Source organism: Mesorhizobium sp. LSJC285A00 (assembly GCF_000503155.1).
Classification (GTDB): Bacteria; Pseudomonadota; Alphaproteobacteria; order Rhizobiales; family Rhizobiaceae; genus Mesorhizobium.
In genome coordinates this window covers 34,137-47,181 of sequence record NZ_AYVK01000046.1, presented here as the reverse complement: position 1 = coordinate 47,181, position 13,045 = coordinate 34,137, and the positions used below count along the sequence as shown (strand labels likewise).

Genomic DNA, 13,045 nt, shown 5'->3' with positions numbered 1-13,045 from the left:
TTCAGACGTGTGCTCTTCCGATCTCCGCAGACGCTGATTGCGGCCGGCTTCGTCCTGCTTGTGACCTCGCTTGACCGGGAGGAGTTTCCCGCCGATACGATCCTCAAGCTCTACCGCATGCGCTGGCGCATCGAACTCGCCCTCAAGCGTCTGAAGAGCCTGATCGGGCTGCGCTCTCCTCCCGCAAAAGACCCAAGGATCGCAAAGCCTTGGATCCTTGCCCACTTCCTCATCGCGCTTGTGACCGAACCCCTCTCGCAGGAGTTGGGTGTCTCTCCCCCTTGAGCGACGGGCGCCCGCTNAATCTCCATGCCTTGCGATATCGCTGGCGCGAACCACCACGAAAGCGCAAATTTCAGTCCATGCCAAAGCTATCTTAGCGCCTATGCCCTTTACGGGCCGCCGAACATGGAGAGCCTGTTCCAGAGCGTCCAGAACGAAGCTGGTTGCGCCGTCCGGCTCACCCACAGCCGACGATCCTTCGCGCATAGGTGTCGATGACAAAGGCGACATAGACGGAGCAAGCTCAGACGCTCACGTGACGTGATCGTGCGGGCGCTGAAGAACTAACGGGCGCATGGCTTCCTCGACTGGCTGCGGCGCTACGTGCCGACCGGCAACGAGGCGCGCCCCAGGGCGCGGCCCCCAGGTGCAGCAGACGAGCAATGCCTATCGTCTGTCGCTCCCGGCTCGCGCCAGGCAGTTTCTTGGCCGCTTCGGCATGATCCCTCCCCCGCCCGACGATCACGTACAGGCCGAGGCCGAGCGCATGGCCGAGACCGAGGCGCACCGCGCAAGCCTTCCGATGGACGAACTGGCCCTGTTCGACGTGGGCGATAACCCCTTGGGACAGGCGCTTGCCCGCGTTGCGAGATCGATGAAACAACATGAGTCCGCCAAGCAGACTGAATCCCCATCTGGTTTTATAAAAGATAGGAAAGAATAAGCGGACGCCGCTATTCGGGCCGCTATCGCGTCCCTGCGGCGGTTCCGGCCCGCGTTAAGTGCGGGGCCGGCGCGGCACTCTCACAGCCAAAATTCAAACGCCCAGCGTACGATCCAAAGAGAGGCCTCCATGTCTCCCGCCAATCCGGCCGAAAAAATCTATGCCGCGCTACATCGAGCGTTCGATTTCTTCAACGATCTGCTGTTTGGTGGCGAGCTGCCGCCCTGCCTGGTGACCTTGCAGCGCAAGAACAAAAGCCTATGGCTATTTCGCCGGCAGCCGGTTCGGATCGAAGGACGGCACGGAGATCACCGACGAAATCGCGTTGTATCCGTCACACTTCAAAAACCGCACCGACGAGCAAAGCCTTTCCACCCTCGCCCATGAGATGACGCACCTTTGGCAGCACCATTTCGGCAAGCCCTCGCGGGCTGGCTACCACAACAAGGAATGGGCGGCGAAAATGCATGCGATCGGCCGGCATCCGTCCGACACCGGCCGCCCAGGTGGAAAGGAAACCGGACAATCGTGCAGCCGCGCTCGATGATGTAATGGCTATGCCCGCGCTTTTGCCGAGCTGGCCGCGCAGTCAGACTTTTCCACTCTCTATATCGAGCTTTGCAACGATGCCGAGGCGCGGAAGAAGCGCAAGGCAAAGTCCGCCAGCAATCCCGCTACACCTGCCCCTCATGTGATCAGCACGCTTGGGCAAAACTCGGCGCGAAGCTGATTTGCGGTGACTGCGACGAGCCGATGTCGGCCGATTAGGAGAGGATGCTTAATATCTTATCAATGCATACATGCTTTCATGTTGTCACGAAAGCATGTATGCTTATATGATGCATGAAAAAGGATGCAAACATAATTATAGTAGCATTCTGCACACAAAAGGGCGGGACCGGGAAAACGACAAACGCCACGTCGCTTGCCGTCGCAGCTAACTGCCGGCAAGAAATCCGCGTTGCTCGACCTCGACCCACAGACGAACGCCGTCAATTGGTTTGACCGGCGGGAAGGAGAAGGGCCGGACGTTGCCTCGATCCAACCCGGCGCTATCCGCCGATCACTCGACGCCTATCGCAGCCTTGGCATGAAGTGGGTGTTTATCGACCCCCCCGGCAAGATGGACAGCGCCTCGACCGAAGCGGCCAAGCATGCTGAAATGGTGCTGATCCCGACCCAGGCGCAGATATATGCGATCGACACCTTGGAGCCGTTAAAGCGGCTTCTCGACATGGCCGGCAACCCACCCACTTTCGTGGTGCTGAATCTCGTGCATCCGAACGCCGGAGGCCGGGCGGCCGATGATGCCGCCGCGATCGCGGAGCGATTCAATCTATCGGTCGCGTCCATCCATCAATCGCGCCTTAACAGGCTGCTGCAAAAGTCTGATCGTTGCTGATCTCGATTTTTTGACGGAAGTTTTCTGTTGTCTGCGCGATTTTCGCGGCGGGTTGCAGCGCTGAGATTGCTGCGCGAGTTGCGGTCCTTTCTGCTGACGGTTATGCGATCTGCCCTTTCAGGAGCTTTGGGAAGCGATCAGATTGTAGGCGATGACCGCAAAGGTGAAGACGGCCTCCACTCTTGGCTGCCCTCGCAATTTGGTTTTGGCCAATCCGCCCGGCTTCTTCACCCAGCCGAATATCTCCTCGATGCGTTTGCGGATGCGCTGGCTGATCACATAGCCGGCATGGCGCGTGGTGCGCCCGTCGATAGCGGTCTTGCGCACCGTGCCCGCGCTTGAGACCGTGCCTTGTATGGCGATGTGCGGAGTGACTTGGCGCTGGCGCAGGTCGCCAACGAAATCCATGACGTCATAGGCCTTGTCGGCGCCCAGCGTGATGCGATGTTTGCCTTGCCGCCGGTCGAGCATGACAAGCGTGGCTTCCCGCTCGGCCTTGCCGGTGGCGTGCGTCAACGTTGCATCGACCGCCAGCCCGTTGCGGTTCTCCATCAGCACATGGCCCATGAAGCACAGGCGGCTCGGATGGCCGTCCGCCTTGCGGTAGAGCCGGGCGTCGGGATCGGTCCGTGGAGGCATGTGTCTGATCGAGCGCTTCTCCTTGCGGAAGTTGCGCTCGCCATTGCGCCCTGGCCCTGGCGGATTGCCCGAACCATCCTTCGGGCGGAAGCTCTTCATCGAAGCCCAGGCATCGATCAGCGTGCCGTCCACCGAAAAATGCTCGCAGCCTGTTAAAGCCTATGAGGACGACATCCAGACGACCAAGCACTTCATCGCACAACTGCCGGATCGCCCGCAGAGGATGATCCAAACGGAATGCGCTTCTCTAACGGAACATATTGAAAAGGCTTCCCGGTCCTTCACTACGACCCCGCATCGCAAATCACTCCCGTTGTCAGACGAAAGTGAATCATAAAACAAAGCCAAATGCGACTTTTGCAGCGAACTGATGGGCCTCAAGCGGGTGAGCAAGCTTCTGTCGAGCGTTCTCTACGCGTTCGCCAAGAGCGAACGCGACAGCATCGACGATGCGGAGTTGGAGGCCCTGCGCACTATCGGGGCGAACTGGCTTGCTGCATCGAGCGAGCTGGTCGGGCAAGCCATTGAGGAAGGTGATTTTGAAGGAGATCGAGCATGACGACGACGAAGCCTAGCCGCCTTGCGCGCGAAATTGCGGAAATGGCGAGCGCGCAGCATCGCCTCGGGATCATGGACGAGGCGATCTATGAGAAGATCACGGCGCGGCACCTTAGAGAGAAGGCCCTGCCGACCGAAACGCCGATTACGGGTGCGGAGGTGCGGGCCGTGCGCGAGCGGGCACACCTTAGCCAAGCTGCGTTCGGACGTTATCTCAATGTGACGCCCGGCTATGTGTCTCAGTTCGAGCGTGGCGAGGCACAGGCCAAGGGCCGGCGCTGGCCTTGTTGAACGTCATTCGCCGGCGAGGCATTGAGGCGCTGCATTAATAGAGCGATGAAAACATGCTTGCAGGCAAGCATGTAACCATCAGCCCCCGGCCGCCCCTACGGCCCCAGATTGAGAGAGCGGGCCGGCCGGGGGCTAGTCGTCGCGCAAGCGACCCGCCCGAGCGCGCCGTAGAGAGCCGCACTCAGAAGTCCCGGCGCTAGCCGGGCCGCGTCTATCCGCAAACTGCCCGCACGATCCGGCCGGTTGCGGGTTCGGGTTCGACGGTGAGACGCGCGTTGCTGTAATTTTGGATGACGGGTTGACCTGGTGCGATCTGGCGCACGATAGCGGCCCCGGTCAGCCGCTTGGCCTCGTCGTCCGTTAACCTGGGCCGGCCGACGAGGCGTTGTGCTGCCTCGGGATTGCAGATGCCCGTTTCGGCCGTGACTGTAGGGCTGGGCCGGAGTGCAGGCCGTCAGCGCCAGAGCGACAAGGGCAGGTGACAGGGCCCTCAAGCAGCATCGAACAGCCCCCTGAATTCGGGATCGGCGTAATAGGCGAGCTTGCCGGCGACGATCGGGCGTTGCCCGGCGAGGAACAGCAGCTCGATGCCTTGGTGCAGGTTGCGGATCTCATCGGGCGTCAGCAGCGGGCGGCCGACATGCTGTTCGGCGTAGGAGATCCCCGTCTTTTCGGCATCGAGGGCGCGGCCCATGCTTTCAAAGGCGACGGTCGTGGAACGCAGCCTGGCACGCGGGCGCAGCCAGAGCATGGGGATGGAACGATAGGAGACGCCATGACGGACAACGACGACAGGAAAGGGATTCGAGCCGAAGGCATCACCCGACGACGCCGTCGATCCCGCCCAAGCGTTCGAGGCGTTGCGGCAGACGGTCGAAGACCTCGCCGGCGATCTCACGCGGGAAATGACCACGATCCGCAAGGGCGTGGAAGCGGCGTTCGAGGAGTTTGAGCGATTCCAGCAGCCGACCGACTACGGCCCGGACCTGGGCCGCATCGTGCAGCAGCTCGCCGTTGTCGGTGAACACCTAAAGGCGGTCGAGCAGTCGCCTATTCTCAAGCGCAGCGCGGAGCATTATGCGGCAATGCTCGAGCGCAGCGGCGAGAGCCTGATCCGCACGGCCGCACAGCAGCTCGAGCGCCAGGCAACCGACCTCGAGCGCACGGCCAACAATCTCGCCCGTCATGTCGCCGACGCGCGCGAGCGCCAGCAACAGGATCGTTGGTTATGGGGCGTGGGAGCTGCCGCCTTGGTCTCCGGCGTGCTGTTGACGCTGTTCGCCCCGCGTATACTCCCCGGATCAACGGATATGGCCGTGGCCTCAACCGTCATGAACGCGGAGCGCTGGCAAGCCGGAATCTCCCTGATGCAGTCAGGAAACCCCGGAGGCTGGCGCAGCATTGTCGATGCCAGCAACCTCGTGCGCACCAATCAGGAGGCGCTTGCTGCGTGCGCTGAAGCGGTCGCCAAGGGGAAGAAGGATCAGAAATGCACGATCACTGTTTCAGCGCTGAAACAGTGATCGTGGCCGCAGAAAATTGGATTGGCGGGCAAGGGCATGATCTGCTCGGGCCGCAGTGATCCCCGCACCTTGGGACACGATGGCCCGTGGTTTTTGCGTGTCCGATCGATCCCGTTGATCGTTTGATCACCGTAGAACGACAAATCTTTCACCAACCAGCAAATCCCTATTGTTGTGCGTAGTCAGCGAGAAAATGCCAATTCCTGCGTTGATAGACGGATGATTAGCGCAAAGCATCCCGTTGACTGGTGGCCGATTTGTCTGACCGGATGCATCATCCGGCGACTTGCTCCAAGCCCGACTTGAACAATAGCGGCGGAACAAGCTGGCAACTGGCTCTGTAAGCTTTTGCTTTTTTGATGCGGGTGTTCTTCGTGCAGGATTTGTAGCGAAAACATCCACGGTTTACTTATTGTTTCGATCGATCATCTTTAGTGATTCTCTCTGTACAATCCCGGCATGTTCGTCGTGGAGAAAGCGCGCGAGGCCATCGCTACCTATATCTCGCCGAAAGCGTGCGCGAGGGCGGCCGGGTGCGCCGCGGCTGATCCGGCCGCTGGGACGGAAGGATCAGCTGCAGGCCAGCGGCGAGCTCCTCACCGAGCTGCGCGACAAGATCTGGGCATGCTACGCCGTCGACATCCAGCAGGAGATCCAAAACCTCAATGCCCCGATCGATTAAACGAAATCAGCAGCGATGACCTCGCAGGAACCCCTAAACAACCCACGGCACCGAATACGCGCACTTTCTGGCGACCGCTAACAAACGCCAGGATCACGCCCCTGCAGGAGGCAAGCGCATCACCACCCGAACCCACGTGAAAGGTCAAGTCGGGTCCGTCTTCCAAGCCGCCGGCGTCGCCCTGCCGCAAAACATCCGCGAAAAGGCCGTTTGAGCGGCGGCCAAAACCCGCAAAAGTAGTGCAAACACCCGTTCGCGCTCCTGCAACGCATTGAGCCCACAGTGCTTTTAAGAATCTCACTGTTGAAGTGAAGTAGGGCCAAGGACCGGGGGGGGGGTCCATGAGGCCGATCCGCCGAAGCGAAGATCTCGAGCTGTTCGGGCGTCAGCCTGGCGTGCAGCGCGGCGATCGCCTCCTTCAGCTTGCCGGCCGACACCGCGCGTCTGGTGATGTCGTCGGCCAGCTTTTCCTGGAAGGCGAGGGGATCGCGCGGTGGGTGGTTGGCGTTGCCATCGGGGCCAAGCTTTCCGGCATCGGGGCCGGCCGCGCCGGGACTACCCGAGCCATGATCGGGCCGTGGCGGCGTCAGCGTTGCCTGTTATAGTCCGCGCCAGGCGTCGAGTTGCTCGGCCCTGATCCCGATGCGGGTCTGCCGGATCTACGCCGCACGGCGTGCCGTCTTGAGGAGATAAAAAGCATCGTTGATAACAAATCCGTCGAGACCTGTGGCCCGGGCATACGTCAGCAAATCGCTTGCACGATTGATGAAGCCGGTGCCATTGAAGTTCAGTGACGTGTTGCAAAGAACACCGACCCCGCTTTTCGCCTTGAACGAGGTCAGCAGCTGAAAGAGGCGCGAGTTCTGCTCCCGAGAAACTGTCTGGGCCCGTGCTGTTCCATCGACATGCGTGACGGCTTTCAACCTGCTATCGAGAACTTTCTGGAAAAAAAGCATGTACGGCGACGGGCGTGCCAAGTCGAAGTGGAGCGCGACGTCCTGCTCCAGGCAAACCGGTGCGATCGGGCGGAAACCCTCCCGGTTCTTGATGCAGTTTAAGCGCTCATGGGTTTCTTTTGAGAAAGGCGCGGCGAGAATTGACCGGTTGCCGAGCGCCCGTGGCCCGATTTCGCAATTCCCCTGTACCCAGCCGATAACCTTATCGTCGAGCAACGCCGAGACGACTTGGCCGTAGTCCAGCGGATGGACCTCTAGTTCGGTCTGGTCGAGCTCGTCAAATATGAAAGGCTGGCCTGAATAGACGTTCCATTTGATTTTAGCATTGCCGGTGAAATGCCGCATCGCGTCGACTGCGGTCCCGATTGCTGAGCCCGCATCATTTGTGCATGGAGAAATGAATACATCGGAAAAAAGGTTTGTTTCGACCCATCGGCGGTTCCACTCACAATTTAACCCGCACCCGCCGGCAATCAGCAGCGGGAATCCCTTTGTCAGGTTCTTTTTCGCAAAGGTGTAGAACGAATCGAAGATGGCGTCCGAAAATCGCTTAGCCAGGGTGGTGAACTTCTGATGGGTTACGCCAATATCGTAGTAGGGCGAATTCCGCAATTCCTCCTTGCTCAGCCACTGCGTAATATGGTCGCGCGGAAGCAAGAAGTCGATCAGAGCCTGCTCGTCCAGGTCGGGCTTTCCGGTCTGCCCGTAGGCGCAAAGCGCCATTACTTTACCAGGGTCTTCATAGCGCAATCGTCCTTTAGGCAATGTGAATTTCGGATCTGCCAGCGCATAGAGGAAAGAATATTTGTCGCCAGGGCCCGGCATCACTTTTCCTAAATGCACGACCTGCAGGCGCTCATCAATTTCGTAGAAATCGCCGAGCACCCCTTCCCAGATCAGCACATAACAGGCCATTCCGGCGGGAAATGGCGACATGCCGTAGGCGCCCCAGAGGTGGGAGCGCTCGTGCGTAGAGGAATAGAAATGCACCCTCGTGCCGAAGATTGTCTTCTCACCGACAATCTCCGATCCTGCGGCTATCCCGCAGTAGTCTGCCGCATCGGAGACGTGGCGCGCGAATCCTGTCCTCTCCCACCCACCGACAGCAAACACATCCGGAATGGCGTCCAGCCTGCCAGCGGCGTCGAGGACCGTTGTCGGGGTGATGGTCGAAAATCTGGGAAAGCTATCCTTCTCAGCCTCGTATGAATAGATGAGTTCTGCGGATGATGCATCCAGTACTGCAATCGTGCCATCATGGTGCGGTTTGAAAGAAATTATCCTCATGCATCAAACTCCTACGAACTAGGCAAAACTATACGGGTTAAGACAAGATATTCTTCCTTCACAAGATCACCATAGCACATATTTCCATTTTGATAAAAAAGTTGTATTAAGATACGACTTTAAATATAAAGAGTGTATGTTTCGAATATAACAGGAACATTTCCATTAATTGACAATTTCGAATTCTTTTGCCTCTGACTCAAAGGGGAAGCGTTTCGAATATCCTGTTGCACGCGTGCTGCACGCGCAGCTTTTGCCTCTGTTAAGAGCCTGAATCAAAAAGGTGGGAGCAAAATCATGGCTTTGGCAAGTGGCATTGGGAGCGCGCGCATGTGGGCGACGAGAATCTAGCGGCTTCGAATCAGGTCTGAATTTAGTTTCGGTTCAATCAGCAACTACCAATTGTTGTAGGTGCAACTGGAAAAATCTAGGCGCCGCAACAGCTTCAGGATACATAAACGATGGTGTCTCGCCCCACACCGCCCGCTTCTGACTCTCTCCGGCCCGATTACAAATCCAAAAGCTGGAACGGCATTTCAGTCTAGTATACCGATAGCCTAGATGGTGGTGGCCTCGATTTTGCTGACGATTACCTCGACCTTTTCAATTGCTTCAAAGACAGACCTCGCCTTCAGCGTATGTTTTAATGGTGTAGTGGTCCTGGATTTATTGGATATTAGATGTTGGCTAACAATATTTGCAAGAGTCTGTGTCTTGCCGGTTTTCATCAGCCTGCCATTGATATGCCGCACAATATACTACCCGCACGAGTAACATCGAAGATCGTGTGACAGTTTATCAAGGAGACGGTCTTCTGGCATTGCCAGAGTGGGTGAAATTTGACCTCGTCGTTGGCAATCCGCCCCAATATGTTGAGCGCAATATGGCTGAGTACAGCATTAACATGGAGCCGCGTATATAATAGACGACAAGTGGCTTTTGCATCGTGAATTTTTTTCGGGAATACGCAAGCATCTTGAGCGTGATGGCCTCATAGTTTTGTTTCAAAATGGCAAGGGCTCACATGTCGGTACTTTCAGACCTATGATCGAATCGTCGGGGCTTAAGATATCCGGACGGCACAGTGGTCGCGGCAATTTAACGCCCTATACTGGTATGTATTCATCATGCGCGATGATTCGAAAGCGCAGTTGCGGATGCGCACTAGGGCAACGATTCTGAACTAAAATTGGGGTGACAGGCTGCCCTTCCCAAATCTTCTGTTCGAGTGGCGACTGCAGCGACCCAGGCCGGGACGAACTCTTCGATCACTGTCACAAAGGGAGGCAACGGCCGCGCGCTCACCACGTGCTTGTCGAGAGCGCCTGGGCCTATAGGCATCCGCCCAAGATCGGCAAGCCGAAGCTATACCGGTTGGAGCAGGCGCCGCTGAAGGTGCGAGAGATCGCATGGAAGGCCTAGCTATAGCTAAGCTAGACCGTGCCGACGATCAGGCCGAGGCCGCCCGCCGCCGTCGCCACGCCTGCCAGTCGCACAGGCCAGCGAAAACGCTGGCCCGACAACAACCCAAGCCAATACCGGCGCCGTGCAGGAGTGCCGTAGCAAGGGCAAAGCCGGCGAGATATTCGAGGCCGCCCGCCGTCTCCGGGATCTCGGTGCCATGCGCGTGACCGTGGAAAACCGCAAAGAGGCCGATGATGCCCGCCCCTGTAGCCACAGGCAAGTCTACCGCAGCGGCGATCAGCAGGCCTAGCGCCACGATCGAGGCGAGGATGGCGGGCTCGGCGAAGGGAACGGGCACACCGGCAACCCCCATCACGCCGCCCGCAAGCATCAAGCCGACGAAGGCCGCCGGCCAGGCCCATAGCGCACGTCCGCCCTTCAGCGCCGCCCACAGACCGACCGCGACCATCACCGTGACGTGGTCAAGCCCGAAGAGCGGATGCGCAAAGCCGGCCGCCAACGAATTAGTTGAGCCGACCCCGATATGGGACAATGCCGGCTTGCATGCAGCTGTAAGCATAATTGCCACGAAGGCTAGTCCGTTGGATTTGCTTCTGGTCATCGGATTTTCCATGGATGTTACAAACCTGTGCGCACTTGTCGTAAGCTTTTTAACTAATCATGCTCGGAATGGTGCGTGCCAGGGGTATGCGGATGATGGTAGCCCATTTGATGCATTTGATTGTGGAGGCGCCGATAAGCCGATTGGAGCATGAGCCGCATCTCCTTGTAGCGCTTGGCCTCGGCGCGGGTTCCGATTGTGTCGATGTAGGCAATCGAGCCTTCGATCTGGTCCAGGATTGTGAGCGCGTCGGCTGCGGCAAATAACCGAGAGCCCTCGACATCGATCATGACTGCCGACGAGTGAGCGGCGATCATCTCCGGTTTGTCGTCGTATTTCGCGCGAACAAGCAACGCGATCCAGGAGCTTTTCTCAAAACGCACCGACCAACTTCCGGCATCCTGCCACGGTTTGAGGGTACGGCTTTCTCTGACCTCGCCATTGACGATGAGGTCGATCCTGGTCATCGGCACGATCACACTTGCGAGATTCCAACTGATGTTGACCGTTCCACCCGACGAGGAAAGGCCAATGCGGCCGCCCATGGGTTTTCCGTCAACATTAAGATCCAGCAGAGGGCCATATGTCACAAACGTATGGCCTGCTCGAACAGCGTCCATCCACGTTTCGTGGGAAAACTCCCGATGACCGGGGATTCTTGCGTAGGTACGGGTCAATCCTACGGCAAACTCAGCCGACATCTTGTCTGTGCCAGCCACCGCTGGGATATGGTAACCGTTGTTCAGGTAGCGATACCAGTCGGAGAGAGAGTAGGCGTCGATGCCACTGTAATAGTCAATAAACGACATCATTTCGACGGCGTCCGCTTCCCCCAGCACGATCGTTGCGGCGCCTTCCATCCGAGGATCGGGAAAGTGGGGCAGGACGACGAGGCCGCCCTGCTTCTTACATTGCCGCGCCCATTCAGTGATGAGAACATTGACCGTGTCGCCGACGGCTGATTCATCAGGGCCGCCCGCGGCAAGGGGAACAATCATGTTGCCGGAATAGCCGAGCAGGGAGATGTGACCAAGAACGCGTTGTCGGTTCTCGGTGCCGATGCGGACAAGAAACTCGCCGTCACCACCGGCGGCTCTGCTTCCAAAGGTTGTCCTGCCGTCAAAATCCCCGACATTGGACATCATCTCTCCCCATTGGCTCGCCAAGAGATTAATGACGTTTACGCCTTCAGCGGCGCCCTCCAGCATGGCCGTTGCGGGAGCCAGAAAATGGACGTGCGTATCGGCGGTGACCCAGCCTTCTTCGCGCCAATGAAGGACCTTCTCGAGCTCTACGGTAATAAGCTCTGTTTCTCGAGTGATATGGAACTTCCTTCGGATCGGCTTGACTTCAAATCCCTTCGTGATCTCCATGTAAACGTCACCCAGCGGCAATTCGATCGTCGTCTGTCCTGAGATGTAGGTCGACAGATGCAGGCCTTGCCAATGCTCGGTGCTGTAGTTCTCGAACCATCGCGGATTTGGGTTGCGGTTCCCATTTGTCGGAGCAAGGTACTCACCCGCCGGGCCATGCACGTGAAGCTTTACGGGGACGGGCTTATTCGTTCGCTCCTCGACGACGCGCAGGATCACGGATTGATTGGCCGGCAGGATACTCTGCAGAATTGGTTCGTTCTGCAACACACTGTCTTCAACGTCAGAAATGGAAATAGTTCTATCCGCAAGGTGGAAACATGCATCGGGATGCGCCGCATATTCGACGACTATTTCGGTCGGGCTCGCTTCCGGTTGCAGGTTTTGACGCGTCTTTTCCCAATGCTCCATAGGATAGACGAGCCGTGGGCTTGCGGAGATAACCTGCCCGAGATCGAGTTGGATCTGACTGAAGAGACCATGCTGATCGAGCGTCGAATCGAAGCTCGCTTCGGGTGGCATGGTGAGCAGCGCTTTCTTGCGCTTTTCCCAACGGAGCGGCATTGAACGGCTATCGCCTGCGGAAACTCCGGAGATAATCAGACTGCCGGAGACAGGCTCGAACCTGATGGCCTCCACGGCTTTATCCGAATGCGGATTTTCGAAGGCCCAGACGAAATTCATCCATGGTCCCTCTTCGAACAGCGCCTGCTGCTGGCGTATCCCCCACCCGATGGGCCACCGATAATCAGCCGCATTGCTTATCGGCTTTGGCTGGTCGGCCTCACTGAGTGCAAGCGGGCGAGGTTTTCTAGCCGCAACGGCCTGAGTGCAATGCTCGCCCCACCGAAAGAGCAGCGATCCGACCTGATGTCGCCGCCGGATCTCCACCCTTTCCTCGGAGCCATCATCATAGATCAGGACGTAGTTCGCCGCGTGCTCGTTTAGCTGGCCGATTCCTCGCATGGGAGAGATCAGCCCATTTTGATCGGGGGAAAGCCGACGAACATCAGAGGCGTGCATGAATACGAACCATCGAGCTGCAGTCGGCGAGATCTTGACTGTAAGCGGCTGATCCTTGAGAAGAACCGGGCGTCCGATTTCAAACGGAATGCCCCAGGCGACGCACGAGCCGGAATGCGCGAACGGAGCTGCCTGCGCCAGCTCGGCCGATACGTCTTGATGGGCTGCAAGCTCCTCGAATGTGAAGTTGCCATCAAAGCTGACGGGCCGGAACAGCGGCGAAGCTGGGCCGTCTCGATGCATGCTCATAGTTGATCCTCTAGATGCCCGGTAACGACCAGCTAAGCCCCTAAAAGATTTTTCTTTAATTCTTTACGCGGTCGCTGAGTGTTACCAATT

At 58.0% G+C, this 13,045-nt stretch carries 8 protein-coding genes and 5 pseudogenes; 8 read left to right on the top strand and 5 right to left on the bottom strand.

Going from position 1 to position 13,045, the window contains the following annotated elements:
* Positions 1 to 649 precede the first annotated feature (649 nt).
* The 3 genes from X726_RS01000000167580 to X726_RS01000000167570 all read left to right on the top strand — a co-directional run bounded on the left by X726_RS01000000167580 (position 650) and on the right by X726_RS01000000167570 (position 2,348).
* A complete protein-coding gene (locus tag X726_RS01000000167580) occupies positions 650 to 946 on the top strand; it encodes a hypothetical protein (protein ID WP_348626781.1) in 297 nt (98 codons plus the stop codon).
* 129 nt (positions 947 to 1,075) lie between these two features.
* The gene (locus tag X726_RS1000000171310) at positions 1,076 to 1,333 is read left to right on the top strand and encodes a hypothetical protein (RefSeq protein ID WP_198037385.1); all 258 of its coding nucleotides are present in this window, start codon (positions 1,076 to 1,078) and stop codon (positions 1,331 to 1,333) included.
* A 574-nt stretch (positions 1,334 to 1,907) separates the two neighbouring features.
* Positions 1,908 to 2,348, top strand: a complete 441-nt coding sequence (locus X726_RS01000000167570) for a chromosome partitioning protein ParA (RefSeq protein WP_023672842.1) — start codon at positions 1,908 to 1,910, stop codon at positions 2,346 to 2,348.
* 117 nt (positions 2,349 to 2,465) lie between these two features.
* Here X726_RS01000000167570 and X726_RS141960 read toward each other — a convergent pair.
* Positions 2,466 to 3,131 (bottom strand): annotated as a pseudogene (locus tag X726_RS141960) (IS5 family transposase); the annotation flags it as partial.
* 226 nt (positions 3,132 to 3,357) lie between these two features.
* On the opposite strand from X726_RS141960, the gene X726_RS141965 reads away from it, so the two are divergent.
* Both X726_RS141965 and X726_RS04870 read left to right on the top strand, forming a co-directional pair.
* Positions 3,358 to 3,546 carry a hypothetical protein gene (locus X726_RS141965; protein ID WP_023672840.1) on the top strand — a complete coding sequence of 63 codons (189 nt, stop codon included), beginning with the start codon at positions 3,358 to 3,360 and terminating at the stop codon, positions 3,544 to 3,546.
* Positions 3,543 to 3,836, top strand: coding sequence for a helix-turn-helix domain-containing protein (locus X726_RS04870; RefSeq protein WP_023672839.1), 294 nt, complete (start codon positions 3,543 to 3,545; stop codon positions 3,834 to 3,836). The genes X726_RS141965 and X726_RS04870 overlap by 4 nt, the downstream gene beginning before the upstream one ends.
* A gap of 490 nt (positions 3,837 to 4,326) precedes the next feature.
* Here the strand turns inward: X726_RS04870 and X726_RS141970 are convergent.
* Positions 4,327 to 4,548, bottom strand: a pseudogene (locus X726_RS141970) (type IV secretory system conjugative DNA transfer family protein); the annotation flags it as partial.
* A 145-nt stretch (positions 4,549 to 4,693) separates the two neighbouring features.
* Between X726_RS141970 and X726_RS141975 the strand changes: the two are divergent.
* Both X726_RS141975 and X726_RS1000000170805 read left to right on the top strand, forming a co-directional pair.
* A pseudogene (locus X726_RS141975) lies at positions 4,694 to 5,359 on the top strand (DUF6118 family protein); the annotation flags it as partial.
* 1,023 nt (positions 5,360 to 6,382) lie between these two features.
* On the top strand, positions 6,383 to 6,646 hold the full coding sequence (locus tag X726_RS1000000170805; RefSeq protein ID WP_023672835.1) for a hypothetical protein: 264 nt from the start codon (positions 6,383 to 6,385) through the stop codon (positions 6,644 to 6,646).
* 54 nt (positions 6,647 to 6,700) lie between these two features.
* On the opposite strand, the gene X726_RS141985 is transcribed toward X726_RS1000000170805, so the two are convergent.
* On the bottom strand, positions 6,701 to 8,284 hold the full coding sequence (locus X726_RS141985; RefSeq protein ID WP_023672834.1) for a carbamoyltransferase C-terminal domain-containing protein: 1,584 nt from the start codon (positions 8,282 to 8,284) through the stop codon (positions 6,701 to 6,703).
* Positions 8,285 to 9,557: 1,273 nt separating this feature from the next.
* On the opposite strand from X726_RS141985, the pseudogene X726_RS1000000171300 reads away from it, so the two are divergent.
* Positions 9,558 to 9,703: pseudogene (locus tag X726_RS1000000171300) on the top strand (IS110 family transposase); the annotation flags it as partial.
* 14 nt (positions 9,704 to 9,717) lie between these two features.
* Here the strand turns inward: X726_RS1000000171300 and X726_RS04895 are convergent.
* Both X726_RS04895 and X726_RS01000000167565 read right to left on the bottom strand, forming a co-directional pair.
* Positions 9,718 to 10,310 (bottom strand): annotated as a pseudogene (locus X726_RS04895) (HupE/UreJ family protein).
* 53 nt (positions 10,311 to 10,363) lie between these two features.
* Positions 10,364 to 12,955, bottom strand: coding sequence for a CehA/McbA family metallohydrolase (locus X726_RS01000000167565; protein ID WP_023672831.1), 2,592 nt, complete (start codon positions 12,953 to 12,955; stop codon positions 10,364 to 10,366).
* Between the last annotated feature and the right edge of the window lie 90 nt (positions 12,956 to 13,045).